The organism is Enterobacter sichuanensis, from assembly GCF_009036245.1.
Classification (GTDB): Bacteria; Pseudomonadota; Gammaproteobacteria; order Enterobacterales; family Enterobacteriaceae; genus Enterobacter; species Enterobacter sichuanensis.
The window spans coordinates 2954482-2979911 of the sequence record NZ_CP027986.1; the positions used below are offsets into that span (position 1 = coordinate 2954482).

The window sequence follows — 25430 nt, forward strand, 5'->3', positions numbered from 1 at the left end:
ATTTCATCGGTGATGACAAAATTTTCTAAAAAATTTTATCGAGGTCGTGCTTATAGGCATTCACCCCCTGCTGAATATCCCCTTTTACCTTCTGAATAATGGTGATCAGCTTTTTGGCGTAGGCCGGATCGGTGGCGTAGCCGCCCGCCTGCAGCGCTTTCGCCCCCTGCTCTGGTGAGCCGGACTGCACCACGCCGCGATAGCGCGGGTTGCGGGTCAGCAGCTTCGCGTAGTCCGCCAGCGCATGTTCATAGGAGTCGTAGACGCGGAAGGCGGCTTTCACCTTCTGCTTCACGCCGTTGATGTATTCGGTGGTGGTGATTTCGGTGGTTTTGCCCTGCCAGTCGCCCGTCGCCTTGATCCCGAACAGGTTATGGCTCGGGCTGCCGTCGGCGGCAGGAATTTCACGTTTGCCCCAGCCGGACTCCAGCGCCGCCTGGGCGAGGATCAGGTGCGGGTGCAGCCCGCTCTGCTGCGCGGCTGCCTGGGCCGGGCGCAGCAGACGGGCAATAAACGGATGCGCCCCTTCCGCCGGTTTGGCGAACGACACCGGCGCAGGCAGGCGCAGTGGGCCTGTGGCAGGCGTGGCGGAAAGCCCAGGCCGCAGGAGATCGCGCCCCGGCGTGCTCACGATGGGTTCATCAACCTCCCCGCCCAGCTGGCGGACGATAAGATCGGCAAAGCCGAGCTGACCACTCCCGGCAATATTTTGCGCCACCTGCTGATCGTGCATGGCGGTGTACATCTCAGAAGACTGGCTGTTCAGCAGGTCGTCCTTGAAGGTGGCATCGCGCATGCTCTTCATCATCATCTGCACGAAGATACCTTCCATCTGCTTCGCCGCCGCCTTCAGCGCGCCGGGCGACTGCCGCCCGGCCTCCCGTTTCAGGGTGTCCAGCGAACGGACGTCAAAGGCGGGTTGATCGAGCTTATCGAAAGCGTTCATCAGTTCACCTCCAGCTTCGCCCGTAGACAGCCGGCGTTTTTCATCGCCTGCAGAACCGACATCAGCTCGTTTGGCGTCGCGCCCAGGCTGTTGAGGGCGCGGATCACCGCGTTCAGATCGGTACTGCTGCGCACGTGCTGCAGCGAGCCGCCGCTGTCGCGCACCGAGATATCGGTTTGCGGCACCACCACCGTCTCCCCGCCGCCAAACGGCGTATCGGGCTGGCTGATGATGTTGTTCTGCATCACCTCCACCGTCAGCGAGCCGTGGGCCACCGCGCAGGCGTCCAGCGACACGTGGCGGTTCATCACCACCGAGCCGGTACGCGAATTCACAATCACCTTCGCGTCCTGAACGTTCACCCGCAGCGGGATGTCCTGAATGTTGGCGAGGAAGCGCACGCGGGATGGGCCGTCCGGTGGCGCAAAGAGGCGCACGGTGCGGGCGTCTTCCGGGATCGCCGCCCCGCCGCTGTAGCGCTGGTTAATGGCGTCGCTGATCTGCTGCGCCAGTGAGAAATCGCTCTCGTTAAGCTGCAGGCGCACGATGTTCTGGGTAGCGAAGTCGTTCGGCACCTCGCGCTCCACGGTGGCCCCGCCGCTGATACGCCCGCCGTTAAGCTGGTTCACCTGCACGCGGCTGCCGCCCGCCTGCGCCCCTGCGCCGGAGATCAGGATATTGCCCTGAGCGATAGCGTAGATCTGGTTATCCGCCCCTTTCAGCGGGGTCATCAGCAGCGTACCGCCGCGCAGGCTTTTGGCGTTCCCCACCGAGGAGACCACAATGTCCAGCTTGTCGCCGGGACGGGCAAACGGCGGCAGCTCGGCGGTGACCATCACCGCGGCGATGTTTTTCAGCTGCATATTGGTGCCCGCCGGGACGGTGATCCCGAGCTGCGAAAGCATGTTGTTCAGGCTCTGGCCGGTGAACGGCGCCTGCATGGTCTGGTCGCCGGTACCGTCAAGACCGACAATCAGGCCGTAACCCATCAGGGAGTTGGACCGCACGCCCTGCACCGTCGCCAGATCGCGAATGCGTTCCGCCTGCGCCACTTTAGGTACCGCCAGCATCATGCCGTAGAGCAGGATGCTGAGAAAAAACAGGATAGATTCTTTTTTCATGGTCATATCAGAAAGGAGAAAGGTTCAGGAACAGGCGCTGCAGCCAGCCCATGTTCTGCGCTTCGTTGATGTAGCCGTTGCCGACGTACTCAATGCGGGCGTCTGCCACCTGGGTGGAGGGCACCGTGTTGCTGCCGCTGATAAAGCGCGGGTTCACCACGCCGGAAAATCGGATAAATTCGGTGCCCTGGTTAATGGCGATCTGCTTTTCACCCACCACCCGCAGGTTGCCGTTGGGCAACAGCTCGTTAACGGTCACGGTGATGGTGCCGGTAAAGGTATTACGCGCCGCGGCACCGCCTTTGCCTGCGAAATCGTTTTTGCCTTCAGCTTCGAAATCCGCTTTGCCATCGCCCAGCCAGCTGTTGAGTTTGGTCGGTACCGCAATCAGCCCCATACCGGCCGATCCATTACGGTTGGCACTGGCGGAGGAGCTCTTGCTGGCGCTCACGTTCTCCTGCAGCAGGATGGTCAGCGTGTCACCCACGTTACGCGGGCGACGGTCTTCGAACATCGGCTGATAGCCGTAGTTCATGGCCTGCCCGGCCTGAAACAGTGAGCCGCCGGTGGCCGCCGGTGCCATCGGTAATGGTGTTGCCGTCGTCGGCCCCTCAACGAGAGGCTTTTGCATGATGTGCGCACAGCCGCCGAGCAGCAGCGTGCCTGCCAGCAGCACCGCCGCCGGGATATGTTGAGAAAGTTTATTCATTTCAGTGTCGATAAAATGTCTGGCCGCACAGGCGGCCAGAGAGAGGATTACAGCTGGGAAAGCCGCTGCAGCATCTGGTCGGATGCCGAGACCGCCTTACTGTTGATTTCGTAGGCGCGCTGCACCTGAATCATGGTCACCAGCTCTTCCGCCACGTTGACGTTGGAGATTTCCACGTAGCTCTGTTTCAGGGTGCCCGCGCTCTCCATCCCCGGGTTGAGCTCGTTCGGCGCGCCGGAGGACTGGGTCTCTTTGTAGAGGTTGCCGCCGATGCTTTCGAGCCCCGAATTGTTGACGAAGGTGGTCAGCGTCAGCTGGCCAATCTGCTGCTCTTCCGTCTGCCCTGGCACCTTGACGCTGACGATCCCGTCGCTGCCGATGTTGAGTTTGGTGGCATCCTGCGGGATCACGATCCCCGGCTGGATTGGGTAGCCTTCGGCATTCACCAGCTGGCCGTCCGCGTTTTTCGAGAAGTGGCCGTCGCGAGTGTAGGCGGTGCTGCCGTCCGGCATCTGCACCTGGAAGAAGCCTTCCCCTTCAATCGCCACGTCGTACTCGTCGCCGGTCTGGTTCATTCCGCCCTGAGTGTGCACGCGCTGGGTGGAGACCGGACGCACGCCGGTGCCCAGCTGCAGGCCGCTCGGCAGGGTGCTCTGCTCGGTTGCCTGGGCGCCAGGCTGGCGCATGTTCTGGTAAAGCAGGTCCTGAAACACGGCGCGCTGGCGCTTAAAGCCGTTGGTGTTGACGTTCGCCAGGTTGTTGGAGATGACGTCCATATTGAGCTGCTGTGCTTCCAGCCCGGTTTTTGCGATCCATAAGGAACGAATCATAGTGACTCCTTGCGCGGCCTTAGCTCACGCTTAATAGCTGGTTGGCCTTCTGGGCGTTTTCGTCGGCGGTGCGGATCACCTTCATGTTCATGTCGAAGCCGCGTGAGTTGGCGATCATCGCCGTCATGGCCTGCACCGGGCTGACGTTGCTGCCTTCGATGGCCTCCGGCGTCAGGCGCAGGGTTTCGTCCTGCGCCAGCGGGTTGCCGCCTGCGGTGCGGAACAGTCCGTCATCGCCGTGAACCATGCTGTTCATCTCCGCGTTGACCAGTTTGAGGCGGCCCACCGGCACCAGCGCTGTCGGGTCGTCGCCCATGCCGAGCGCCGACACGGTACCGTCGCTACCGATGGTGACGTGGGATTGTGGCGGCACCTCCAGCGGCCCGCCGTCGCCCATCAGCGGACGGCCGTTGACGCTGAGCGCCCCGTCCTGATCCACCTCGATAGCGCCATTGCGGGTGTAGCCTTCACTGCCGTCGTCCAGCGCCACCGCCAGCCAGCCGTTCTGCGGCAGCGCCACGTCGAGGCTGCGGCCGGTATGGGTGATCGGCCCCATGGTGGTGTCGTGAAACGGCGTCGACTCCGCCACCAGCGCACGGGTGCGCAGGCTTTCCCCTTCGATGGGTACGGAACGAAACGCCGCCAGCTGGGCGCGAAAGCCTGCGGTGGAGCTGTTCGCCAGATTGTTTGAGGTGACCGCCTGGCGGTTGAGCGCCGCGTTGGCGGCACTCATGGCGGTATAGATAGCGCGATCCATCGTTCAGCCTTAACGCAGGTTAACCAGCGTCTGCAACACTTCAGACTGGGTTTTGATGGTTTGTGAGTTGGACTGGTAGTTGCGCTGGTAGACGATCATGTTGACCATCTCTTCACCGAGCTCCACGTTGGAGGTCTCCAGCATCCCGCCGTTGATGGTACCGAAGCTGCCGCTGCCGGAGGTGCCGAGGAACGGTTGGCCGGACTGCCCGGTCTCCGCCCACAGGTTGTTACCCTGCTGCGCCAGACCACCGACGTTGGCAAAGTCCGCCAGCACCACCTGCGCCACGGTCTGGCGTTTCTGGTTACTGTAGATAACGATGACTTCCCCGCTGTCGCTGACTTCGTAGCCGTTGAATTTGCCTGGCGCCTGGCCGTCAATTTCGCCCAGCATAATCTGCATATCGCCGCTGTTCTGGCTCAGTTTGGACAGATCCAGTTTCACTGCCAGCGCCGCAGAGCCGTTATAGCTTTTTCCCTGGATATCCAGTTCAGCAGGGCCGACGATATTACCGCTTGTGTCAAAATTCAGTTCAATATCTTTTATGCCATCAGGTGAAGTGGAGTCTTCCGCGTGAGCTTGCCACTTCCCTTCCCCCGTATGCACGAAATAGACCTTAATGGCGTGCTTGTTGCCCAGGCTGTCCGTCGCGGTGACTTCGCTGACGTAGTTGTAGGTATCTTTGTCATCCTTATCGAATTTCTTGTTAATGATCTCCGCATCGGACTTCAGGTTCCCCGTCAGCGACCCTTTGGTGGACGCCGCAGGCGGCATATCGTCTTTCGGAATGCGGATTGGCCCAACCTGTGCGCCGGGGTTAATCGCCCCGTCCGTCGCCTGGTAGCCGGTTAAAAACAGTCCGTTGGTTTTGTTATAGATATAGCCATTTTCATCCTGATCAAACTGACCGTTACGGCTGTAGAACACGCTGCCTGCCGCATCGACCATACGGAAAAAGCCGCGATTAGAGATCCCCATATCGAGGGCGGAGCTGCCGTTCGCCAGGTTGCCGTCGCCAAAGTTCTGATCAACGCCGGCCACCCGCACGCCCATTCCCGTCGAACCGGCGAAGATATCGGCGAAGGAGACCGAGCCGGCTTTAAACCCAATCGTCTGGGAGTTGGCGATGTTGTTACCCACCACGTCCAGCGCTTTTGCCGCGGCGCTCAGACCGCTAAGACCTTGTGAAAAACCCATAATTTCGTTCCAGAAGTAATGTTTATTTTTGAATGACGAACACTTTGTCCATACCGATCGGATCGTGATTCAGCAGATGCAGAATCGGCCCGCTCGGATCCATGGTGACGCCCTGTACCTGCTCCTGAATCAGACCGTACACCGTCGGGTTCTCCCCTTCGGCGTTGCTGGCCTCAAAGGAGAGGGTGTACTCGCGATCGCGCGGTGGCCCCGGCTCCGGCTTGAAGTTTTCCAGGTCATCAAGGTTGAAGGTATTCATCCCCTTCTTGACGTTCTTCAGCTCGGCGGTGTAGGCCTTATCGCCGTCGTGCAGCGTGACGGTGACCGTTTCGGCATCGTCCGACAGCGCGAAGTGGAAATCGTCGGAGTTACTCGGTAGCTCCACCCCTTCCTGCATGATGCCGATAGCCGGTTCACCAAAGGAGACCTTCGCCTCCCCTTCAATCAGCACGCTGCGCCCGACCCAGGAGGAGGCGCTCATGCTGCCCAGCTGGGACATCATGGCGTAGACGTGAGCGACAGACGTGTTGAGCTTCTCGACGCCCGCCGCCATGTTGAACTGCGCCAGCTGCGAGGTGAGCTGGTTGTTATCCATCGGGTTGGTGGGATCCTGGTTTTTCATCTGCGCCACCAGCAGGGTCATAAACTGGTTCGACAGATCCGCCGCGCTGTTGCCCGTACCGGTGCCGCCCGTGCCGCTGTTGTTGTTAATCGAAGAGACCGCCATATGCGTCCTTACTGACCAAGAGTTAATGTTTTCAGCATCAGGCTTTTGGCGGAGTTCATCACTTCCACATTGGCCTGGTAGCTGCGGGAGGCGGAGATGGTGTTGACCATCTCGTTCATCACGTTGACGTTGGGCATGCGCACATACCCCTGCTCATCCGCCAGCGGATTGCCCGGCTCGTACACCAGGCGATCCGGGGCGCTACTCTCCACCACGTCGCGGACCTGCACGCCACCAATCTCCTGACCGACGGCGTTATCGACCTCAAACACCACCTGACGGGCGCGGTACGGCTGGCCGTCCGGCCCCGCTACGCTGTCGGCGTTGGCCATATTGCTGGCGCTGACGTTAAGACGGCGGGACTGGGCCGCCATCGCCGAGCCTGAAATATCAAATACGCTAAAGAGCGACATCGCTAATTACCCCTGACTGAGCACAGTCATCATTTTCTTAATATCCGCGCCAAGGAACGTCAGTCCCGACTGATATTTCACGGCGTTATCCGCGAAATTAACGCGCTCACGATCCATATCCACCGTATTACCATCGGCACTCGGCTGATCCGGAATGCGATAAAGCAGCTGAGCGTCGTCAAACGGCATCGCTTTGCCTTCGATATGGCGGTTTGACGTTAATGCCAGTGATACGGGTGATTTCGCCAGGGTGTTATTTTCCATGGCCGCTTTTAGCTGTTGAGGAAAATCTATATCCCGCGCCTGGTAGCCAGGGGTGTCGGCATTCGCAATATTCGAAGCCAAAATATCCTGACGGCGCGACAGCAAACCTAACGCCTGCTGTTGAAAGCGAAAGGCGTCATCAAGTTTATTCATGACAACAGGACTCCTGTCTCGCGTTATTTAAACTGCGATAGTGTAGACAGCGCAGGTGAAATATCACACTGCGAAGACCCGACAGAAATAAGCCTATTTAGGGAAATCGAAATAATGAAAAGCGCGAAAAAAAAATGAAGAAGGTAAATGCCGTCAGAAGTGTCATTATTTAAGGCAATAAAAGCCTCGCCACTGCGTATATAATTTCGCCACGTTTTATAAATTAAATACCGTATTAAGGCAATAAGATGAAGCTCCGATTATTCAGCGCGGCGATGGCCGTCTTGCTCTGCTCTGCGTCTGCTGGTGCCAGCGTTCCGTCTGACCAGACGGCGAAGCAGCGCCTGCTGCTCAAGCTGGATGCCCTGATCCAGCAGCCGGAGAGCAATGGCGAGGTGGTGCGCACCGTGGCCCTGCTCGCCACGCCTGCCCAGCTGGCAGGTGTGTGTGAGAACCCGGAACTGAGCCTGGTGGGGCGCGACAGCCGTCTCACCGGCAAGCGTACCGTGCTGGCCCAGTGCGGCGCACGTCGTCATTTCCTGCCGGTACGCATCAGCGCCCAGGGCACCTGGTGGGTGGCCAGCCAGAGCCTGCCCGGCGGGGCCATCGTTCAGCGCAGCGATATCGAACCGGTCACCGGCAGTCTCGATAACCAGCCCGGCGGCTTGATCTTTAACGCCGACGAGATTATCGGCCAGCGCCTGACTCGCGCCATCGACGCCGGTAAACCGCTGCTGGAAAACCAGCTGCGCCAGCAGTGGCGGCTGCGTGCCGGGCAGACGGTGGATCTGGTGACTGCCGGGTCGGGCTTTCGGATCCGCAGCCAGGGCAAGGCGCTGAACAATGCCGCGGTGGATGACGTGCTGAAGGTAAAAACAACAGGCGGGCGCACCGTCAGCGGGAAAGTGGCGGCCGACGGTCAGGTGATGATTATTTCTCAACAATAAATTTTAGCTTTTCTGAGAATCACCGAAGAAAGAAGTATTGAGCACTTAATGTTATTGCGAGGACCACCATGAGCATCAACAGCAGCCAGACCACCGCGCCAGTCGCGAAGATTGCCCCGACGCAGGATCTGCGCGCCCGCACGCAGCCGCAGGAGAGTGAGGTGGCGGCCACGCGCAGCGAAAAGCGTGACAACACTAACGTCACCCTGAGCGAGCTGACTAAAAAAATTCAGACCGACGACAGCCGCGACGTGGACCACGCCCGCGTCGCCGAACTGCGCGCCGCGCTGTCGGCGGGTACCCTGCGCATTGAGCCGGAGAAGATTGCTCAGGCGATGGTGCAGGACATGTTTTCGTTTTAACCGTTTACAGGCCCCTTATGGACAAGCTTTACCCGATACTCACGCAAATGAAAACCTCTCTGGATGAGCTGGAGGCGATCATGATTGAAGAGGTGAATCAGCTCAACCGTACCCAGATCAACCCGGTGTCGCTGCAGGTGCTGGCGGATAACAAAAACCAGCTGCTGACGACCCTGCAGTACTACGACGACATGCGCCGCCAGCAGGAGCAAACCTCCGGCACCGAAGCCCCCTACCCGGGGCTCGGCAAGCTGTTCGCCAGCTGGCAGCAGGTGCATGAAAAGGTGCGCAGCACCAAAGCGCTGAATCAGCAGGTGGAATCCCTGCTGCAAAGCCATATGAAGAAAAACCAGCATATCCAGAAGGCGATCGACAACGTGGGTCACGCCAGCTCACTGTACGGCCCGGCGGGGGAATCCAGCCAGATGCCGACGGGTCGCAAATACAACATCAGCATCTGATCTTATCTGTCTGCGTTGTCCTCTTTTGCCCGCCTCTGGTGGGCTTTTTTTTTGCCCCCCCTCACCCTAACCCTCTCCCCAAAGGGGCGAGGGGACTGTTGGGTGCGGTTTGTGATGACAGCGCAGGTCTGCTTTTTACCCTCTCCCCTTTGGGGAGAGGGCCAGGGTGAGGGGTAGGCCGGGTAAGCGCAGCGCCACCCGGCAATCAGGAAGGAAATTAAACAGAGGTGTAGGCTTTCGCCATCGTACGGCTTTTACGCATGCCGGAAAGTTCGGTGCTGATGGCGGTGAGACGCCCCTGAATGGCGCGCGTCAGAAGGGCATCATGCTCCAGCAGGGTCGCCAGTTGGGCACTGACCTGCGGTTTGTTGTGCTGCGCCAGCTGGGTTAAATCAATGTCGCACAGCGTCCTCATCCCCATGGTATAGGCCACGGACTCGTCAAGAAACACATCCCATTCGCCGGCATCGGCCTGCTGGCGCAACTTTTCGTTGCTAACCAGCAGCTGTTCAATCAGCTCAATCACATCGTTATCCATGCTTCACCTGCTTCTGCTGTGGCGCGATGGCCTGCCAGGTTTCCAGCATCCCCGTCATCAGGGCGATGAGGTGCGGCAGCTTTTCGCCGGACTTGTTGAGGTTAGCCTCCAGCAGCGTGCGCGAAATATACTCGTACAGGCTCTCCAGCTCTTCGGCGATTTTCCCGCCCTTCTCGTGGTCAAGGCCCGCACGCAGGCCGTTGTCGATAATATTGATGGCGCGGGAGATCATCTCCCCGCGCCGGGCGATATTGCCGGACTGAAAGTAAATCTCCGCCCGCTTCATGGCGTTAATCGCCCCGTCATACAGCAGGACGATCAGCTGGTGCGGCGTGGCGCCGCTAATCTGGCTGTCGAGTGAGACAGCGGTGTAGGCACTGTTGCCTGTTTTGGTGTACATCGTTAAATCCTGCCGGGCAGCAGCCTGCCCGGTGATTAGTTGTTAATTAATGAAGCCAGAGAACTCACCAGACTGTTTTCGATACTTTTCATATCGCTCATCGCTTTATCCAGGCGCTGATATTCTTTTTCACGACGCAGCATGGCTTCGTCGATACGCTTTTGCACCGCCGTGATCTGCTTACCGATGCGTTTTTCCTGCTCGCGCAGGGACTCCAGCGTGGTTTCAATCACACCTTCCTTTTTCGTGATCGCGTCCTTATCGCCGAGATAGGTATCAAAGATGCCTTCCATGCGATCTTTAATCCCCTCCTTCCCCCCTTTACCAAGGAACAGCGCCTCGACTTCCTTCGGGTTGTCCTTCAGGGCGGCGTCGAGCTTTTTGCTGTCGATGGTGAGGGTACCCAGCGTACCGCTGCGGTCATCGCCGGTTTTACCGTCGAAGGTCACGGTGATGCCGAGACGCCCAAGTGAGGTGATCACGTCCCCGGCCTCGCGGTACTCACCGCCTACGGTGGCTTTCAGCTGGCTGGTCAGGCGACGCAGGCTGCCGTCGCTGAACAGCGCGCCATTACTGTCGTCAGGCAGCGGGACTTCGCCCTCCGCGAGTTTGTCGCGGTCGGGGGCCGTGTATTTGGTGGCGCTGGCGACGGTGCTGAGGTAGCTGTTGTAGTTTTTAACGAACTCCTCAATCAGTGATTTCACCTTTGAGGTATCTTCGGTAATGGTGAGGGATTCGGTTTTGAAGGGGTGTGGCGCTGACGGGTCGGCATTAGGGTCTTTCTCCGAGACTTCGCGCAGTTCAAGGGTTACACCGGTAATCAAATCTTTTATGGTGTTAGAGCTGCGCTCAACCTTATCCCCGTTAAGCCAGACAATCGCATTCTGGGGTTTAGTGACGTCAGCGGCCCCTTCAAGCGCCGACTTAACATCAGCATCCCCCTTGACCTTTATCGTCATTTCACCGTCTTTACCGGTTTTTTTCGAGGTCAGGACGAGCTTGTGTTCTCCGTCTTTCACCGTCACCACTTCAGCCGCAACGTCACCCTTCTGCGCATTGATTTTTTTGGCAATATCGTCAAGGGACGTTTCGTCTGCCTTGAGTTCCACCACCAGCGGTTTGTCACTGCCTTCCATCTCGATGGTGACGGTCGCGGCGCTCCTCCCAATATCCTTCTCTCGTGAATCTCGCGTCACACCCAGCTGATGCGCTTTCGCCAGTTGCTCCACGGCCATGGAGTAGCTGTTCGGAATAGTCCCTTTCCCCGCCGTGGCCTTAAAGGTTTTGTTATCGCTGACGCTGACACCGTTAAAGCCCTCATCTTCCAGCTTGCCGAGCGTATCCTTCAGGGTGCTGAGCGCGCTGGAAATAGACCCCCACGCGGAAATTTGCCCGTTATAGGTTTTCTGTTTTTGCAGATAGGGGTTCAGCTTGACTGAACTGGCCGCACGCTCCTTTGCCAGCAGTTCCTCAAAAGGCAGACCCGAGCCCATACCTAAAAAGTTGGTTGATACCATAATAATATTTCCTGTTGTAAAGGGATGACCTGTTACTTTTCTATCGGGGAATAAAGAGGGAAGTTTAATTTTTCATATATACGCGAACAACGCGCAGGCGTGCGGATAACAAAGATGTGCGTTTATTGATTAATTGTTTTTAGCCATTTAAGTAATTAGCTGCATTTCTGATGCCATTTTCAGTAATGACAAAAAAATTGAAAAAAATAATTTAGTCATTTTCATTCCCCCCGATGAATTCAGTATGCGACGCAATTAACGCATATCTCACATTTCGTTATTACTTAGAAGGATATAACAATGGCACAGGTCATTAATACCAACGCACTGAGCCTGATGGCGCAGAACAACCTGAACAAATCTCAGAGCTCTCTGGGTACCGCTATTCAGCGCCTCTCTTCCGGTATGCGTATTAACAGCGCGAAGGACGATGCCGCAGGCCTGGCGATTTCTAACCGCTTCACCTCCTCCATCCGCGGTATGACGCAGGCGGCGCGTAACGCCAACGACGGTATCTCCCTGGCGCAGACCACCGAAGGTGCGCTGGAAGAAGTGACCGAAAACATGCAGCGCATCCGCGAGCTGACCGTACAGGCGAAAAACGGCACCAACTCTGCTGGCGACCGTGACTCCATCAAAAAAGAAATTGCTTCCCGTCTGCAAGAGATCCAGCGTGTGGCGGAAACCACCAACTTCAACGGCGTGAAGGTCTTTGACGGTTCACAATCTAAAATCACCATTCAGATTGGTGATAAAGACGACGATACCATCGACATTACCCTGAACAAGCTGGATATGCAGACCCTGGGTCTGGACAACTTCCTGGCTGATTTCGAGGATATCGGGATTACCGTGAATGGTGCGGGTACGCTGGCAAGTCAGTTTGATGATGCCGCAGTCGAGCAGGCAAATGGTGATGTGAATATCGGACACGCGTCGGGTAAGGTTTGGGAACTTGCTGATACAGAAAGAGATGCTCTTAAAGCTGTTGTGGGTGAAGCTGACGTAGCAGATGTTAAGGTAATGACCTACGATGACAATGGTACTACCCGAATCTTTGCGTATGGTGACAAAACTGAAAAAATGGTTGAAATCACCGATCCTAAATGGGACGCAACGGGGGCTAAATTAAAACTGGGTGCAAATCCTGATACAACAGAGATTACTGACCCGGCTGACATCGATATGCTGCTGAAAGGGAAAAGTGACTTCACAGAAGGATCGTCTACCGCACTTAAAGAGGGTGATAAAGTTAATGGTGGAGGTACAGACGTTACCCTGACTGAGACCATACTTAACAATGTTGCTGCAGCAGCCTTCGGAACTGGTGAAACCGTTGAATCTTCTGGTATGAAGATGATCACGATGAACGATGGCACAAGCGATCGCTACTTCGTTTACGGCGGCGATGATGGTACTGGTGGTAAGGTATTAAAAGAAATCACTTTTGATGCTACCGGTGTGCCAACTGCTACTGACGTTCGTCCTGCCGACAGTGATGTTGTGCTGAAGGAGTTTGGTGCGGCTGCTGCCGACAACCTGCTGGAGAAGCTGTCTGATGCAATCACTCAAATCGGTGACTTCCGTGCCGACCTGGGTGCCGTTCAGAACCGTTTCAGCTCCATCATTGCGAACCTGAACACCAACATCATCAACACCACCGAAGCGCGCTCCCGTATTCAGGACGCTGACTTCTCCGTGGAAGTGTCTGCTATGAGCCGTGCGAACATTCTGCAGCAGGCAGGTGTCTCCGTACTGGCCCAGGCCAACCAGGTTCCGCAGAACGTGCTGTCCCTGCTGCGTTAATCTGGACAAAACCACCTTACATTGTCATTACGCGCGTGCCTCACGCGCGGTTTGCCCTCCTCCCCGGAGGGCTTTTTTGTTTTTGTGCGCGGTGCCCATTGCCCGGCGGCGCTGCGCTTGCACGGGCCTGCTGGTTTCGTAGGCCGGGTCAGGCGAAGCCGCCACCCGGCTTGGTTTTAAGCGCGCAGATAAGGTTCCTTCACAAACTCCGCTAGCAGAAAGACCATATCGTGCAGTAATCCCGTCAGCGCATGGTTCACTTCCTGCGGCAGCGTATTCCCCTGAATCGCCTGCGCCAGCGACCGGGCATAGGTGACCGGGGTGATCGTCTCCTGCCAGCAGTGCGGCATACAGGACGGCGCGGCGTCACCGGCAATCAGTTGTTCAATCAGATGCGGCGGCAGATCGTCGTCACACAGACGTTCCAGCGCCTCCAGGGCATACAGTAATCGTCCGCAGAGGGCATGCCGTTCGCTCACGCTTTGTGTTTCGACCAGCGTGCTGGCAAACGCGGCGCAGAGGTCGGCCACGTCAAACAGGTCGGCAGAGGTCGGAAGGGGTAAGGCGATGAGTTGTTCGGTGAAGCTATGGTGGTATGCGTCAGAGAGAGTGGACAGAAGAGTCATAGGAAAGCCTCCAGGGAGATGAGAACTGAATCACAAGGGAGCCAACCCGCAGGTCGCTCCGGTATCACCTTGTATCTTCAGGTTCTCACACCCGGTTGCGGATGTTGCCGCAACGCAGGCACTTTACGATGTGATGAAAACAAACAACAGGGTAAACCACGGATTACATAAGGTTACTTGTGGGATTGCGAGGCGCCTTCCAGATTTGTGCCGGGGGGAACTTCCCCTCACCCTAACCCTCTCCCCTGTACGGTCCGGGGACATGGTAGACAGGTGTTCGGGGACATGGTGAACACTTTTTAACATCCTTTACCCATGGTGATCGACTTTTTCTTCAGGTCGATCACCCCCACTTTCGTGCTGTACCACCACACTTCATAGCAGCCATCCTCCTGCGTCTCCTTCAGTCCGACCCGCTCTCCCCTGAACGCTTTACCCGCGCTCAGACTTACCCCTTTCACGCTCAGCTTTCCGCTGATATCCACTTTCCTGACCATCACCCCCTCGTCGTATTCCGGGGGCGTTGTGTTGCCGCTGTACCGTCGCGATGACGGCTGATACCGCGAGCCCGGTACCGCCATATCCAGCGCCTCATGCGGGCGTTCAAGGTTATAGACCGTCCGCCAGTGGTCGAAGGCGCGCTGCAGTTCACCGCTGTCCGCGAACCACTTCCCCTGCAGCACTTCCGCCTTCAGGCTGCGGTGAAAACGCTCCAGCTTGCCCTGCGTCTGCGGATGATACGGCCGGGAGTGCCCCACCCGGATACCCTGGCGCATCAGCCACAGCTCCAGCGCCGTCCAGGTGCCGGTGGTGTCTCCCCACGGTGAGCCGTTATCCATCGTCATCCTGTCCGGCAGGCCGTAGCGTTCAAACACGCTGACCAGCTGCTGCTGCACGGTCTCTCGACGTTCATCGTTACAGTGCACCAGGCACAGGGAAAAACGGGAGTGGTCGTCCAGCAAAGTGAGCGGATGGCAGCGGCCACCGCCAAAGGGAAAGTGGCCCTTAAAATCCATCTGCCAGAGCCGGTTGGGCGCATCATGTTCGAACCGTCCCGTGGCGGGAATGCCCGGTGAAGTGCCCGGCAGCAGGCCGTGACGGGCCATCAGGGTATGAACGGTACTGAAGGCGGGCATGGTGTGCCCCTGGTCTTCCAGCCAGCGCTTAATCTTGCGGGCTCCCCAGCGTTGATGACGGTCATGGGCCATGCGCAGCAGGGCAGTGATGTCGTCAGATGAGCGGTTCGGGGAATGGTGCGGTATGCGCGGGCGGTCCTGAAGGCCGGAGGCCCCTTCCTCCGTCCAGCGACGAAGCCACTTGTAGCCGGTGGCAGGTGAAATGCCGAAGCGACGGCAGAGGGAACGGATATTCGCCCCGTCCTGCGAGGCGAACAAAACAAACTCGGTACGTAATGACATGGTATCTCTCGCATCCCAGGGCATAAGCGACTCCATAAACGGGTTCTTATGCCTTAGTTGTAAGTGTCTACCATGTCCCCGAACAAGCGTTCACTATGTCCCCGGACCGTACACCCCAAAGGGGCGAGGGGACCGTTCGGTGCGGTCTTTATTTCAGGCACAGGTCTGCTTTTCCTCCTTTCCCTTACCCCGGTAGTTTTACCTGAAGCGATGAATGTTGCTCCGAAAAATTAATGGCTTACAGCGACACCCTGGTCCGGCTGTAAATCGCTGAGGCGTTTCCTGCAGGCCGGGGCGAGGCGCATGGATGCGCCGAGAGGGCGGGCTTTACAGGAACGTTACCTCCGCCCGTCCCCGATAAGCCGGAAGGAATAAGCCGAAGACAAAATTGCCGGGAGCAATTTTGGACAGCGCCTGCGCTGGCCCCGAAGGGGTGAGCCCCAGGGATGGGGCGAACAATCCGCGAAGCGGCGATTTACCGCCGGGAGCCCGGGTCGCCAGGGTGGTGGCGACTGAGCCACCCTGGCACGTTCACATGTCATGTCGTTAAAGAGTAGCAAGGAACATAAAGTGAACGGAATAACCTCCACAGCCGTATGTTCCCCCTCACCCCAGTCCTCTCCCGTCGGGAGAGGACGTCGCCCGTGCAAATAAAATTAAACTTTAAACCGATTCACCACACTTTCCAGCTCTTGCGCCTGCTCTTCCATCGCTTTCGCCGCCGACGAGACTTCCGCCACCAGCGACGCATTCTGCTGGGTCGCACCTTCCAGCTGGCAGACCGCCACATTCACCTGGGCGATACCCACGCTCTGCTCCCGGCTGGCGGTTTTCACCTCCTCCATCAGGGCTGATACCTCGCTCACGGAGGTCACCAGCGCGTTCATGGTCTCCCCCGCTTCCTGCACCAGGCTACTGCCCTCCTGCACGCCCGCGACCGCGTCGTTAATCAGCTCGCGGATCTCCCGGGCAGAGCTGGAGGCTCGCAGCGCCAGGTTGCGCACTTCCGTCGCCACCACGGCGAAGCCACGCCCCTGCTCCCCCGCGCGCGCCGCTTCCACCGCCGCGTTCAGCGCCAGAATGTTGGTCTGGTAGGCAATACCGTCAATCACCCCCACAATGTCCGCCACCCGCAGGGATGAAGATTCAATATGGCGCATTTTCTCCACTGCCGAGGTCATCAGCCCGGCGCCGCGCTGCGCTACCGCTGCGGCGTCGGTCGCCAGCCGGTCGGCGTGTTCCGCGTTATCGGCGTTGTTCGCCACAATTCCTGCGATCTCCTCCATCGAGGCCGCCGTCTGCGTCAGAGAGGCGGACTGCTCTTCGGTGCGCGAGGACAGCGACACGTTGCCTTCGGCAATCTGGTGCGAGGCGGCGGCAATGGTGCGGGTGCTGCTCCCCACCTGCTGTAACAGCCCCTGCAGATAACTCATAAACGCGTTGACGTTGCGGGCGATGGCGTTGAGCTCCTGGCTGCTGCTCTCCGGCAGACGGCGGGTTAAATCCGCCCCGCCTGCGGACAGGGTGGCCAGGCGGTCGCTCACCGTATGCAGGTTACGCATCACCGCGCGAATGGTCAGCACCAGCACCACGCCCAGCAGCAGTAACAGTGGGATCTGCACCATGCCGAGACGCGTCAGGATAGCGTGCGTCTGCTGGCTCAACAGGCTGCTGCGGGTATCTGTCGCCACAAACCACGGGCTGCCCTTGATGGGATAAACAAAAATGGTGTGTTCCCCATCCTGCGCCTGATAGGTTCGCTCCAGCGGTGTCTCTTTCGCCTGCGCCAGCATCGCCTGCAGAATGGCAATTTCATGTCCCGGCAGTTCACTGATATTTTTCAGCGGTGGCGTCTCGTCGGATGCGCGGCTGTAGCCGACGATCTTGCCGCTGGCCTCCACGATCAGCACGCCGCCTTCAATAGGTTCAGCCATCTTGCGGGCCAGCGCGTTAAAGAAGCCGAGCGTCAGGTCAAGGGTTGCCACGCCCCACAGCTGGCCGTGGCGATAGACGGGCATCGCGCAGTTGGTCCGCGGCTGCGGGCTGGCCGCGTCGATATAGGCTTCAGCCCAGGCGCACTGGCCTTTCGCCGCACGGGAGCCGGCTTTGAACCACGACTGTTCCCAGTAGGGCGGCGCGCTGGCGTCGTTCCAGGTGCTGTTCAGGCGCAGCCGGTTTTCCCGGTCCCGGGCAAAGAAGGTGCTGTGCCGGTCTATGCCCGCCTCACGCATGCCGGGAAGCGGCCAGACGCCGCCGCCGAAAAGCGCGCTGTCGCCGTTCTGGTTAATCAGCGCCGGCAGCAAGTTGTCTATCTGCGCACTCTCCAGCAGGGAGACGGTCTCGGTCAGGCTACGCTGCTGGGCCTGCACGCGGGACATTTGCGTGGTAATGGCTGTTGCCTGTTCGCCAATCTGAGCATGGACGCGCTGATACTCGGTTTTAAGCAGCGACGGCGCCACCAGCCGCATCACCACCCACAGGGTGATGCCCGTCAGCAGTAAAAAGAAAGCAGAAACCAGCAGGATGATTCTGCTCTGAGTCGATTTAAACATAATAAGCTCGAAAATAAGGATTAACGTCGCGGCAGGTTAGCCCCGTACTCGCTGCATCAGGGCATTCGCCACGGTACAGACCTCTTCAATCAGTACGCTGTTATTCTGCGTCACCGACGCCGCACCGCTCTGCCCCTGCATCATCGCATCGTCAATCAGGGCCCGAAGCTCCTTAGACGAGCGCGCACAGCGGCTCGCCAGGTTGCGCGACTCCACGGCAAAAATCCCCTCTTCGTTATGCAGGGAGTAGCTGTAGGCGCGGCTCGCCAGCTGAACCAGCGCCCCGCTGCTGTCGGCAATCTGCAGGGCTGCATCATGCAGCGCCTTCATGGCCATGATCACGCCGGTGGCGCTGTCGCCGAGCGTCGCCAGCAGATTGGCGCTGGCCTCCGGGACCTGCAGCAGCCGTTCGTTCTCCTGGGCAATGACAGTGGCCGCCCGGGCGATGGCATTCACCTGCTCGCCCACCTCATGCATCAGCGGCGGCAGATGCGCCCCCTGCCCGGTTTGCAGCTGCGACGGCAGTTCTTCATTGAGCCGGGAAAGGTGCAGATTCAGGCTGCGAAGCAGCGTCAGGGTCGACACCAGCAGCAGCGCGGCCAGCGGCCATGGCTTGTGGAGCAGAATGCCAGGGCGCTCGCCCATGCGGCGGGTGGGGACATCGATGGCCAGCAGCCACGGCGTGTCGGTAAGGGGAACCACCATCAGGGTGTGCTCGCCGCTGGCGCTGCGAAAACGGGTATGGCGCAGCCCTTCCCCGGACTGGGCCAACAGGGCGCGCAGCGGGACCGCCATGGGGAGATCGGCATCGTTGAGGGATTGCACGGTGGGCGCACCGGCAGCATCCGCGATGATGCGCCCGGTGTTTTCCACAATCCAGGCCCGACCGCCCAGCCGCTCCCCCGTCTCTTTCACCAGAGCATTGAAAAACTGACGGCTGTTGCCGGTCTCCTCCGGGAGATCGGTCTCCCCCGGCGCCGCTTTGTCGAGGGCAAAGCTTTTCAGGGTGACCACACTTTCGGTCATCGAACGCTGCTGTGCTTCGACCCGGTCAAGCTGTTCACGCAGCTGGAGTGCCAGGGCATCCACCTGCGAGCGCAGGCGCTGCCCCTCCGTGCGGATAAACCACGGCATGACGCCCGCCTGCACCAGAATAATGAAGGTAATAAAAATAACGACCAGTATGACAATAAAAACCATGACAGCGCCTGTTGTTAAACATGACAGCACAATGCTGCCTCTACAGGGCTATTTTATTATGCGGGGGACTGGAAATATGCTCTTCAAACCGTTGATAACCGCGCACTTCTGTTATCGCTCAATAAAAACAATCCGCCGGACATTATCCCAGCGTCTGACCAGCCAGCCATCGAGACTCCAGAACGTGCCGCCCCATGTCGCAGGCAGCAGACAGAGCACGATATACAGCGTCTCGGGCAGGTAGAACAGCCAGCTGAGCCAGGCGATCAGGTTCAGCCCGCGCGGAATGGTGTAGATACCAATGGTGACCAGCGCCACGGTGCTGATGACCATCAGTACCAGCGCGCTCAGGCGGCTGAATAACCCCAGCGTCAACAGCAGACCCATGCTGCATTCGAGAAAGGCCACCACCACCGCCATCACTGTCGGAAAAGGGATCCCCGCGTCATACATGGTGTCCACCATCAGCAGCTGGTTCTCGGTGACAAATAATTTATTAAACCCTGCGGTAAAGAAAAATACGCCCAGCACCAGACGGCAGAGAAAGACGGGAAACATGGCTGGCATATCGGTGGTATGCAATAAACGCTTCAGAGAGAACATCGGTCATCCTTGTAAAGAAAATAAATACTGTGTAATAAATTCAATAACATCTGTGTACGCAGTATAAATTCGCCGGTCTCGTTCGCAACCGCTCCCGCCCCCTTCCCGACACAATTAATAAAAATATACAGATTAAAAAAGATTAATTCTGAACAATGACAGCGTCTCATTATCAACGCCGTACAGACGCCCCCTTTGACAGCAAAAAGGTAACCGATTGGTTTTAATATGATTAAAGTAAAACGTTATTAAGCACTACGTTTAATGTGGTTAATAACGCTCCGATTAATAACCTTAATCCCGTTAAGGCTGTTATTACGCAGTGGTTGCAAAAATATGACGTAAGACATAAAAAGCATGTCGCTCTGGCCTTCGGCTCGCAATAACATGTATTTCTTACTATTCATTACACTAGCCAGAAGCGATACCTTATACACCAGAAGAAACAAATAACTATGCTAAACCCTATCGCGATTGGAACGTCAGTGACGCTGGATTTACAGACCCGCGTACTTGCCCGGACGGATACGCAAGAGACGGTCACCCTTCCCCAAAGCGCGTGTCTGTGCCTTGCCGCACTGGTGGAGGCCCAGGGGGAGGTGCTTTCTCAGGAACAGCTGATGGAGATCGGCTGGCGCAGCGCAGGCGTGGAAGTGACCGACAACAGCGTCCGGGTAATGATCACCAAGCTGCGTCGCGCATTCGCCCAGTTGGATATGCAGGAAGCCATCACCCTTATTGCCGTGACGCGCAGCGGCTATCGTCTGCTCGTGCGGGACGCCAGCAGCGAACTGCCGCCTCAGCCGCAGACCGCGCCCCTGCCCGTGCAGGATGAACCGGCAGCGCCTGAGGTGTCGCCGGTGGCTGCGCACGCCCCTGCGCGCCACTATGCCCTGAAGCAGAAGATCTGCGTCACCCTGAGTGGCGTGCTGGTGGGGCTGGTGATTGCGCTGCTCCTGCGCGGGATCGTCGATTTTAGCCCCCAGCCGGTCCACTTTGTGCGCTGGAATGGCCCCGGCGTGCCGCCTGGTACACAGGTGATGGTGCAGCAGGAAAAACAGACGCAGCGCGCCCTGATTGAGTCCACGCTGCAAACCTATACCCGTCACGTGCTGGATCGTCGCCCCAATGAGAAACCGGCTGCGGTGCTGTACGTCACAACCGGCTCAGAAAAAATGAGTCAGTTCCAGGGACTTATTGCCTGTCAACAACCCTTTAAGGATTCCGGGAATGACTGCGAATCGTTCTATTTTCGCCTTTATTAAATCCCCGCTCAGCCTGCTGTTTGTCGGCGGGATGGTCGTCGGGCTGGGCGGCATGGCACTGTACGGGCTGAAGACCTCAACGTTCGCGTCGCAGTGCATCGCGCCCACGTCCTACTACGTTATTGAGGATGACAACAATGCGACGCTGGCACGCGGCATCTACCGCTCTTACCGCGACGGCCTGTTCAGCGGGCATACCACCTATATCGGCACCATCAGCCATTTTAAAGACGGCAAACGCGACGGGCTGCCGAAGGCCGTGAACCGGGAAGTGCGCTACGATGTGGAACTGTCGGGCAAGCGGATCCATCTGACCGTCACCAGCCAGCACCGTAAGCTCGGCGGCCAGACCACGGATCAAGATGTGACCGACTATATCTTCCCGCAAATTAAGCCGGGCGAAGTGGCGACCAGCACCGTCTATCTGCTGGATGACAAAGTGCTGGCCTCCGGCACGGAAACCGTCGCCCGCATCGCCTGCATGCACTGAGGGTTACACCAGCGCCTGAATCAGCCCGGCCAGCAGGTCAAAGCCGGTGGCCATCAGGCGCTCAAAGAACGGGGCCAGCGTTTCAGCAATCAGGAACAGCGCCAGCATGCCGAAGGTGAGCGTCAGCGGGAAGCCAATCACGAAAATGGAGAGCTGCGGCGTCAGGCGGTTTAACAGCCCGAGGATGAAGTTGATGCACAGCAGCAGGGCAATCACCGGCAGCCCCAGCATCAGCCCCTGACTGAAGATCAGCCCCGCGTGGGTGACCAGATAGATAAACCCGCCCGCATGCAGCGGCGTGGCGTCAACCGGCAGGGTCTGGAAGGTGTCAGCCAGCAGGGCCAGCAGCCAGAGATGGCCGTTAAAGGCGAGGAACAGCAGCGTCACCAGCAGGTTGAGAAAACGCGAGATCACCGGGCTGTTCCCGGCACCGGGGTCAAAGAAGGTGGCGAACGACAGCCCCATCTGCATGCCGATGATTTCACCGGACATGCGCACGGCGGCAAACAGCAGCTGCAGCGTTAGCCCCATCGCCGCACCGATAATCACCTGTTTCGCCAGCACCCAGACCCCTTCCCAGGAGTAGAGCCCTACCCCGGCGTCGGGCAGCGTGCCGCCGATGAGGATCGCCGTCAGCAGCGCCAGACCGGCGCGCAGTCGGGCACTGACGGCCTTCTCGCTGAAGATCGGCGCCACATGCAGCAGCGCCGCAATGCGCACCATAATGAAAACGTAGTGGCTGACCAGCCCGTAGAGCTGATCGAGGGGAAGTCCAAAGGCCATCAGCCGATCACAAACGGGATGCTGGCAAACACCGCGCGGGTATATTCAATAAAGATTTTCATCATCCACGGGCCAAGCGCCACCGCGACGCCGACAATCATCAGGATTTTCGGGATGAAGGTCATGGTCATTTCGTTAACCTGCGTGGCAGCCTGCAAAATACTGATAATCAGACCGGTGACCAGGGCGGCCACCAGCAGCGGGGCGGAGATCATCAGCCCGACCCTGATGGCCTGCATGCCAATCACCATTACGCTTTCCGGGGTCATGGGGCTCTCCTAACTGTAAAAGCTCTGGGCCAGCGACCCCACGAGCAACTGCCAGCCATCCACCAGCACGAACAGCATCAGCTTGAACGGCAGGGCAATGGTAGTCGGCGGCACCATCATCATCCCCAGCGCCATCAGAATGCTCGCCACCACCAGATCGATGATCAGGAAGGGGATAAAAATGGTAAAGCCGATCTGGAACGCGGTTTTCAGCTCGCTGGTGATAAACGCCGGGATCAGAATGCTGAGCGGCACCTCCTGCGGCGTGGCGACGTCCGGCGTTTTCGCGATGCGGGCAAACATCGCCAGATCGCTTTCGCGGGTCTGGTCGAGCATGAACGCGCGCAGCGGCTTCACCCCTTCCGTCAGGGCCACTTCCATGGTGATTTTGTTTTCCTGCAGCGGCTGCCAGGCTTTTTCGTAGATCTGGCTGAACACCGGCGACATCACAAAGAAGGTCAAAAACAGTGATAGCCCCACCAGCACCTGGTTGGGCGGCGCGGTGGGTGTGCCGAGCGCGTTACGCATCAGCCCCAGCACAATGATGATGCGGGTAAACCCGGTCATCATCAGCAGGACTGCGGGAATAAAGGTAAAGCCGCTCAGCAGCAGCAGGGTTTGCACCGGCAGCGTCCAGCCCCCTTCTCCGGAAGGCTGGCCGAGGGTGATATCCCCGTTGGCCGCCAGCGCACCGGCGGCAGGCAGCATCAGTGCGAATGCCAGCAGCAGGCGATTCACTGTTCACCTCCCGGACGGTATTTCTGGCGCAGCTTCTCCAGCATCAGCGGGAACGTCGCCGCGGGCGCACTGGCCTGCGGGGCGTTTTCCGGGCGCGGCTGGGTGGCGAGGCAGGTAATCTGCGCGGCGGTAACCCCCAGTACCAGACGCTGGTCGCCAACGTCAACCAGCACCAGGCGCTCGCGCGGCCCCAGCGACTGAGTCGCCACCAGGGTCATGTTGCCCTGGGCGTCGTTGAGCCGACGCGCCAGCCCGCTGCGGCGGGCGGCCCAGGCCATCACCACCATCAGCAGAATAATCAGGGCCAGCGCGCCGCTGACCGTCATCAGCACCGAGCCGGTGGCCGGAAGGGAGTCAGTGGCGTTCATTAGCGGCTCAGACGATGCATGCGCTCGGACGGGGTAATGATGTCCGTGATGCGGATACCGAATTTATCGGACACCACCACCACTTCTCCCTGCGCAATCAGGTAACCATTGATCAGGATATCCAGCGGCTCCCCCGCCAGACCGTCCAGCGACACCACCGAGCCCTGGCTTAAGCGCAGCAGCTCCTTGATGGTCATTTTGGTGCGTCCCAGCTCCACGGTCATTTTTACCGGGATATCGAGGATCAGGTTCATTTCGTCAGAAAATTGCGCACCCGCCATGGTGTCGGTCATTCCCGCCGCGTGCTGTTCGGTCATTGCCTCACCCCAAAGATTATCGATGGACTGATCGTCAGAACCCGATGAGGTGTTCATATCGCTCATGGGGAAATTACTCCTTGTTTAATGAAAGTAATGAAGGCTGAATCATCTGCTCGACCTTCAGGGCATATTGATTGTTAACGGCGCCGTAGCGGGCCGTGAAGACCGGTACGCCACCCACGCTGGCCTCGATAAACTCCTGCTTATCCAGCGCGATGATGTCGCCTTTTTTCATCTGCATCACGCGGGACAGACGGGTGCCGATATCGGCGAAACGCGCCGTGAGCTCCAGCTCGGTTTCCCGCATCTGGCTTGCCAGCAGGCCGCGCCAGTGGGAGTCCTCATGGCGTGAGTTGTCCATCGGCGGGTTACTCAGCAGCTCGCGCAGCGGCTCGATGGTGCTGAAGGGAATACAGATGTTGAACTCCCCGCGGTGCGAACCGATCTCCACCGAAAACGGCGTGGTGACCACCACGTCGTTCGGCGACGAGGTGATGTTGGTGAACTTCACCTGAATTTCGGAGCGGATGTACTCCGTTTTGATTTTGTAGATCGAACTCCAGGCGAACTCGTACGCCTCGCGCGCCATCGACAGCATGCGGTGGATCACGCGCTGCTCGGTGGGCGTGAACTCGCGGCCGTCGGCTTTGGTCGGGAAACGCCCGTCGCCGCCGAACAGGTTATCCACGGCCATAAACACCAGCCCCGGTGAGAACGCCATCAGCGAGGTGCCGCGCAGCGGGTTAAGGTGCAGCAGGTTCAGGTTTGTCGGCACCGGCAGGTTGCGGGCAAACTCGTGATACGGCTGGATCTTAATGTTCCCCGCCGTAATATCCGGGCTACGGCGCAGCAGGTTAAACAGCCCCATGCGGAACTGACGGGCAAAACGTTCGTTAATAATCTCCAGCGAATGCAAACGTTCGCGGATCACCCGGCGCTGGGTGTGCGGATCGTAGGGTTTGATCCCCGGGTCTGCCCCATTGTTCTGACGATCGCTGTTGCTCTCCACATCGGCATTGAGCAAACGGTCGATCTCATCCTGAGATAAAAAGCTGTCAGCCATAATAATTACCGCAGAATAAATTCGTTAATAAGCACGTCAGTGACGCGAATGGACTGGTTAAATGCCAGCGGTTTATCCAGCTCACTCTGAATATTGGTAATCAGGCGACGCTTTCCTTCATCCGTCGATAAATCTTCATAGGTCTGGTGAGTGAGCAACATAAATAAGCGGCTGCGATATTCCGGCAAATATTTTTCCAGCACCGCCAGTGATTTCTGTTCCGCCACGCGAATCGACAAGCCCAGGTACAATACCCGGTCCGATTCGTTCGCCGTCGGCTTCAGGCTGACGGTAAAGGTATTCATTGACGCATACAGCGGCTCGACCTGCACGGGCGCGGGCGGTGTTTTGATTTCCCCTTCCGCGACTTCTTGTGCCGGTTTGGCGAACTTCATCTCCCAGAACAGGTAGCCGGAAACTCCGCACGCCGCAACGGCAGTCAAAAACATGAACATCATCAGAAGCGAGCGAGACCCTCCGCCACTGGCGACCTTTTTATTTTTATTACTCATTGAACGTACACCTGATAAATAAGAGAGGGCAGCGTGCTACCCTCGTGTCAATATGGCGGACATTGTAGTCCATTT

General features: G+C 58.3%; 30 protein-coding genes. 6 read left to right on the forward strand and 24 right to left on the reverse strand.

The features are described from left to right. Window positions 1-25: 25 nt before the first annotated feature. Genes flgJ through flgB form a run of 9 tightly spaced genes read right to left on the reverse strand, consistent with a single transcriptional unit; the run spans window position 26 to window position 7117 of the window. Window positions 26-946, reverse strand: a complete 921-nt coding sequence (flgJ, locus tag C1N69_RS14285; protein ID WP_155031408.1) for a flagellar assembly peptidoglycan hydrolase FlgJ — start codon at window positions 944-946, stop codon at window positions 26-28. After that, window positions 946-2073, reverse strand: a complete 1128-nt coding sequence (locus C1N69_RS14290) for a flagellar basal body P-ring protein FlgI (RefSeq protein ID WP_155031409.1) — start codon at window positions 2071-2073, stop codon at window positions 946-948. Before C1N69_RS14290 ends, flgJ begins: the two co-directional genes overlap by 1 nt. A 1-nt stretch (window position 2074) precedes the next feature. Then, a complete protein-coding gene (locus C1N69_RS14295; RefSeq protein WP_155031410.1) occupies window positions 2075-2776 on the reverse strand; it encodes a flagellar basal body L-ring protein FlgH in 702 nt (233 codons plus the stop codon). A 47-nt stretch (window positions 2777-2823) separates the two neighbouring features. Beyond that, on the reverse strand, window positions 2824-3606 hold the full coding sequence (gene flgG / locus C1N69_RS14300; protein ID WP_155031411.1) for a flagellar basal-body rod protein FlgG: 783 nt from the start codon (window positions 3604-3606) through the stop codon (window positions 2824-2826). 19 nt (window positions 3607-3625) lie between these two features. Continuing rightward, window positions 3626-4363: a flagellar basal body rod protein FlgF gene (locus tag C1N69_RS14305; protein WP_059385123.1), complete on the reverse strand. Its 738-nt coding sequence runs from the start codon at window positions 4361-4363 to the stop codon at window positions 3626-3628. Between the two features lie 9 nt (window positions 4364-4372). Next, complete coding sequence (gene flgE / locus C1N69_RS14310; RefSeq protein WP_059385124.1) at window positions 4373-5560, reverse strand: flagellar hook protein FlgE; 1188 nt, start codon at window positions 5558-5560, stop codon at window positions 4373-4375. A 22-nt stretch (window positions 5561-5582) separates the two neighbouring features. Further along, window positions 5583-6287: a flagellar hook assembly protein FlgD gene (locus C1N69_RS14315; RefSeq protein WP_155031412.1), complete on the reverse strand. Its 705-nt coding sequence runs from the start codon at window positions 6285-6287 to the stop codon at window positions 5583-5585. A gap of 8 nt (window positions 6288-6295) precedes the next feature. Then, window positions 6296-6700 (reverse strand): flagellar basal body rod protein FlgC, encoded by a 405-nt coding sequence (gene flgC, locus C1N69_RS14320; protein ID WP_059385126.1) that lies wholly within the window; start codon window positions 6698-6700, stop codon window positions 6296-6298. A 6-nt stretch (window positions 6701-6706) separates the two neighbouring features. Further along, window positions 6707-7117, reverse strand: coding sequence for a flagellar basal body rod protein FlgB (flgB, locus tag C1N69_RS14325; protein ID WP_059385127.1), 411 nt, complete (start codon window positions 7115-7117; stop codon window positions 6707-6709). Window positions 7118-7365: 248 nt separating this feature from the next. Between flgB and flgA the strand changes: the two genes are divergently transcribed. From flgA to C1N69_RS14340, 3 genes are all read left to right on the forward strand, one after another. Beyond that, the gene (gene flgA, locus C1N69_RS14330; RefSeq protein ID WP_155031413.1) at window positions 7366-8064 is read left to right on the forward strand and encodes a flagellar basal body P-ring formation chaperone FlgA; all 699 of its coding nucleotides are present in this window, start codon (window positions 7366-7368) and stop codon (window positions 8062-8064) included. Between the two features lie 68 nt (window positions 8065-8132). Continuing rightward, window positions 8133-8426: a flagellar biosynthesis anti-sigma factor FlgM gene (flgM, locus tag C1N69_RS14335; RefSeq protein ID WP_104557470.1), complete on the forward strand. Its 294-nt coding sequence runs from the start codon at window positions 8133-8135 to the stop codon at window positions 8424-8426. A 17-nt stretch (window positions 8427-8443) separates the two neighbouring features. After that, window positions 8444-8887 (forward strand): flagella synthesis protein FlgN, encoded by a 444-nt coding sequence (locus tag C1N69_RS14340; protein ID WP_059385130.1) that lies wholly within the window; start codon window positions 8444-8446, stop codon window positions 8885-8887. A 217-nt stretch (window positions 8888-9104) separates the two neighbouring features. Here the strand turns inward: C1N69_RS14340 and fliT are convergent, their stop codons facing one another. From fliT to fliD, 3 genes are read right to left on the reverse strand one after another with little or no spacing between them, the layout of a single operon-like run. Beyond that, entirely contained in the window at window positions 9105-9425 is a 321-nt protein-coding gene (fliT, locus tag C1N69_RS14345; RefSeq protein ID WP_059385131.1) for a flagellar protein FliT, read from the reverse strand. Further along, entirely contained in the window at window positions 9418-9825 is a 408-nt protein-coding gene (fliS, locus tag C1N69_RS14350) for a flagellar export chaperone FliS (protein ID WP_104558202.1), read from the reverse strand. The genes fliT and fliS overlap by 8 nt, the downstream gene beginning before the upstream one ends. Before the next feature lie 35 nt (window positions 9826-9860). Continuing rightward, complete coding sequence (gene fliD / locus C1N69_RS14355) at window positions 9861-11342, reverse strand: flagellar filament capping protein FliD (RefSeq protein ID WP_155031414.1); 1482 nt, start codon at window positions 11340-11342, stop codon at window positions 9861-9863. Between the two features lie 300 nt (window positions 11343-11642). Between fliD and C1N69_RS14360 the strand changes: the two genes are divergently transcribed. Further along, the gene (locus C1N69_RS14360; RefSeq protein ID WP_155031415.1) at window positions 11643-13148 is read left to right on the forward strand and encodes a flagellin N-terminal helical domain-containing protein; all 1506 of its coding nucleotides are present in this window, start codon (window positions 11643-11645) and stop codon (window positions 13146-13148) included. A gap of 176 nt (window positions 13149-13324) precedes the next feature. On the opposite strand, the gene C1N69_RS14365 is transcribed toward C1N69_RS14360, so the two are convergent. From C1N69_RS14365 to C1N69_RS14385, 5 genes are all read right to left on the reverse strand, one after another. Next, window positions 13325-13774 (reverse strand): hypothetical protein, encoded by a 450-nt coding sequence (locus C1N69_RS14365; RefSeq protein ID WP_155031416.1) that lies wholly within the window; start codon window positions 13772-13774, stop codon window positions 13325-13327. A gap of 299 nt (window positions 13775-14073) precedes the next feature. Further along, window positions 14074-15216 carry an IS481 family transposase gene (locus C1N69_RS14370; RefSeq protein WP_047959517.1) on the reverse strand — a complete coding sequence of 381 codons (1143 nt, stop codon included), beginning with the start codon at window positions 15214-15216 and terminating at the stop codon, window positions 14074-14076. 632 nt (window positions 15217-15848) lie between these two features. Continuing rightward, window positions 15849-17744, reverse strand: a complete 1896-nt coding sequence (locus C1N69_RS14375; protein WP_153907617.1) for a methyl-accepting chemotaxis protein — start codon at window positions 17742-17744, stop codon at window positions 15849-15851. A gap of 36 nt (window positions 17745-17780) precedes the next feature. Further along, complete coding sequence (locus C1N69_RS22740) at window positions 17781-18944, reverse strand: methyl-accepting chemotaxis protein (RefSeq protein ID WP_104557498.1); 1164 nt, start codon at window positions 18942-18944, stop codon at window positions 17781-17783. Window positions 18945-19055: 111 nt separating this feature from the next. After that, a complete protein-coding gene (locus C1N69_RS14385; RefSeq protein ID WP_059385139.1) occupies window positions 19056-19547 on the reverse strand; it encodes a DoxX family protein in 492 nt (163 codons plus the stop codon). 455 nt (window positions 19548-20002) lie between these two features. On the opposite strand from C1N69_RS14385, the gene C1N69_RS14390 reads away from it, so the two are divergent. Both C1N69_RS14390 and C1N69_RS14395 read left to right on the forward strand, forming a co-directional pair. Beyond that, a complete protein-coding gene (locus tag C1N69_RS14390) occupies window positions 20003-20812 on the forward strand; it encodes a winged helix-turn-helix domain-containing protein (RefSeq protein WP_155031417.1) in 810 nt (269 codons plus the stop codon). Further along, window positions 20778-21302, forward strand: a complete 525-nt coding sequence (locus C1N69_RS14395) for a hypothetical protein (RefSeq protein WP_155031418.1) — start codon at window positions 20778-20780, stop codon at window positions 21300-21302. Before C1N69_RS14390 ends, C1N69_RS14395 begins: the two co-directional genes overlap by 35 nt. A gap of 3 nt (window positions 21303-21305) precedes the next feature. On the opposite strand, the gene fliR is transcribed toward C1N69_RS14395, so the two are convergent. Genes fliR through C1N69_RS14430 form a run of 7 tightly spaced genes read right to left on the reverse strand, consistent with a single transcriptional unit; the run spans window position 21306 to window position 25355 of the window. Next, entirely contained in the window at window positions 21306-22085 is a 780-nt protein-coding gene (fliR, locus tag C1N69_RS14400; protein WP_155031419.1) for a flagellar biosynthetic protein FliR, read from the reverse strand. Beyond that, window positions 22085-22354: a flagellar biosynthesis protein FliQ gene (gene fliQ, locus C1N69_RS14405; RefSeq protein WP_155031420.1), complete on the reverse strand. Its 270-nt coding sequence runs from the start codon at window positions 22352-22354 to the stop codon at window positions 22085-22087. Before fliQ ends, fliR begins: the two co-directional genes overlap by 1 nt. A gap of 9 nt (window positions 22355-22363) precedes the next feature. Further along, window positions 22364-23062: a flagellar type III secretion system pore protein FliP gene (fliP, locus tag C1N69_RS14410; protein WP_153907685.1), complete on the reverse strand. Its 699-nt coding sequence runs from the start codon at window positions 23060-23062 to the stop codon at window positions 22364-22366. A 26-nt stretch (window positions 23063-23088) separates the two neighbouring features. Continuing rightward, window positions 23089-23460, reverse strand: coding sequence for a flagellar biosynthetic protein FliO (gene fliO, locus C1N69_RS14415; RefSeq protein WP_104557501.1), 372 nt, complete (start codon window positions 23458-23460; stop codon window positions 23089-23091). Then, a complete protein-coding gene (gene fliN / locus C1N69_RS14420; RefSeq protein WP_059385145.1) occupies window positions 23460-23843 on the reverse strand; it encodes a flagellar motor switch protein FliN in 384 nt (127 codons plus the stop codon). Before fliN ends, fliO begins: the two co-directional genes overlap by 1 nt. A 7-nt stretch (window positions 23844-23850) precedes the next feature. Then, window positions 23851-24843, reverse strand: coding sequence for a flagellar motor switch protein FliM (gene fliM, locus C1N69_RS14425; protein ID WP_059385146.1), 993 nt, complete (start codon window positions 24841-24843; stop codon window positions 23851-23853). 5 nt (window positions 24844-24848) lie between these two features. Continuing rightward, window positions 24849-25355 (reverse strand): flagellar basal body-associated FliL family protein, encoded by a 507-nt coding sequence (locus tag C1N69_RS14430; protein WP_153907621.1) that lies wholly within the window; start codon window positions 25353-25355, stop codon window positions 24849-24851. Window positions 25356-25430: the final 75 nt, after the last annotated feature.

Bases quoted from the DNA above. Each gene is read 5' to 3' on its own strand.
- fliT (WP_059385131.1), bottom strand. From the start codon at position 9,425: ATGGATAACGATGTGATTGAGCTGATTGAACAGCTGCTGGTTAGCAAC.
- flgB (WP_059385127.1), bottom strand. From the start codon at position 7,117: ATGAATAAACTTGATGACGCCTTTCGCTTTCAACAGCAGGCGTTAGGT.
- C1N69_RS14385 (WP_059385139.1), bottom strand. From the start codon at position 19,547: ATGTTCTCTCTGAAGCGTTTATTGCATACCACCGATATGCCAGCCATG.
- flgA (WP_155031413.1), top strand. From the start codon at position 7,366: ATGAAGCTCCGATTATTCAGCGCGGCGATGGCCGTCTTGCTCTGCTCT.
- fliR (WP_155031419.1), bottom strand. From the start codon at position 22,085: ATGGCCTTTGGACTTCCCCTCGATCAGCTCTACGGGCTGGTCAGCCAC.
- C1N69_RS14395 (WP_155031418.1), top strand. From the start codon at position 20,778: ATGACTGCGAATCGTTCTATTTTCGCCTTTATTAAATCCCCGCTCAGC.
- C1N69_RS14360 (WP_155031415.1), top strand. From the start codon at position 11,643: ATGGCACAGGTCATTAATACCAACGCACTGAGCCTGATGGCGCAGAAC.
- flgJ (WP_155031408.1), bottom strand. From the start codon at position 946: ATGAACGCTTTCGATAAGCTCGATCAACCCGCCTTTGACGTCCGTTCG.
- C1N69_RS14290 (WP_155031409.1), bottom strand. From the start codon at position 2,073: ATGACCATGAAAAAAGAATCTATCCTGTTTTTTCTCAGCATCCTGCTC.
- fliQ (WP_155031420.1), bottom strand. From the start codon at position 22,354: ATGACCCCGGAAAGCGTAATGGTGATTGGCATGCAGGCCATCAGGGTC.
- C1N69_RS14365 (WP_155031416.1), bottom strand. From the start codon at position 13,774: ATGACTCTTCTGTCCACTCTCTCTGACGCATACCACCATAGCTTCACC.
- C1N69_RS14370 (WP_047959517.1), bottom strand. From the start codon at position 15,216: ATGCCCTGGGATGCGAGAGATACCATGTCATTACGTACCGAGTTTGTT.
- C1N69_RS22740 (WP_104557498.1), bottom strand. From the start codon at position 18,944: ATGGTTTTTATTGTCATACTGGTCGTTATTTTTATTACCTTCATTATT.
- C1N69_RS14375 (WP_153907617.1), bottom strand. From the start codon at position 17,744: ATGTTTAAATCGACTCAGAGCAGAATCATCCTGCTGGTTTCTGCTTTC.
- fliP (WP_153907685.1), bottom strand. From the start codon at position 23,062: ATGCTGCCTGCCGCCGGTGCGCTGGCGGCCAACGGGGATATCACCCTC.
- fliM (WP_059385146.1), bottom strand. From the start codon at position 24,843: ATGGCTGACAGCTTTTTATCTCAGGATGAGATCGACCGTTTGCTCAAT.
- fliO (WP_104557501.1), bottom strand. From the start codon at position 23,460: ATGAACGCCACTGACTCCCTTCCGGCCACCGGCTCGGTGCTGATGACG.
- flgC (WP_059385126.1), bottom strand. From the start codon at position 6,700: ATGTCGCTCTTTAGCGTATTTGATATTTCAGGCTCGGCGATGGCGGCC.
- C1N69_RS14305 (WP_059385123.1), bottom strand. From the start codon at position 4,363: ATGGATCGCGCTATCTATACCGCCATGAGTGCCGCCAACGCGGCGCTC.
- C1N69_RS14430 (WP_153907621.1), bottom strand. From the start codon at position 25,355: ATGAGTAATAAAAATAAAAAGGTCGCCAGTGGCGGAGGGTCTCGCTCG.
- fliN (WP_059385145.1), bottom strand. From the start codon at position 23,843: ATGAGCGATATGAACACCTCATCGGGTTCTGACGATCAGTCCATCGAT.
- fliD (WP_155031414.1), bottom strand. From the start codon at position 11,342: ATGGTATCAACCAACTTTTTAGGTATGGGCTCGGGTCTGCCTTTTGAG.
- C1N69_RS14340 (WP_059385130.1), top strand. From the start codon at position 8,444: ATGGACAAGCTTTACCCGATACTCACGCAAATGAAAACCTCTCTGGAT.
- flgG (WP_155031411.1), bottom strand. From the start codon at position 3,606: ATGATTCGTTCCTTATGGATCGCAAAAACCGGGCTGGAAGCACAGCAG.
- C1N69_RS14295 (WP_155031410.1), bottom strand. From the start codon at position 2,776: ATGAATAAACTTTCTCAACATATCCCGGCGGCGGTGCTGCTGGCAGGC.
- fliS (WP_104558202.1), bottom strand. From the start codon at position 9,825: ATGTACACCAAAACAGGCAACAGTGCCTACACCGCTGTCTCACTCGAC.
- flgM (WP_104557470.1), top strand. From the start codon at position 8,133: ATGAGCATCAACAGCAGCCAGACCACCGCGCCAGTCGCGAAGATTGCC.
- C1N69_RS14390 (WP_155031417.1), top strand. From the start codon at position 20,003: ATGCTAAACCCTATCGCGATTGGAACGTCAGTGACGCTGGATTTACAG.
- flgE (WP_059385124.1), bottom strand. From the start codon at position 5,560: ATGGGTTTTTCACAAGGTCTTAGCGGTCTGAGCGCCGCGGCAAAAGCG.
- C1N69_RS14315 (WP_155031412.1), bottom strand. From the start codon at position 6,287: ATGGCGGTCTCTTCGATTAACAACAACAGCGGCACGGGCGGCACCGGT.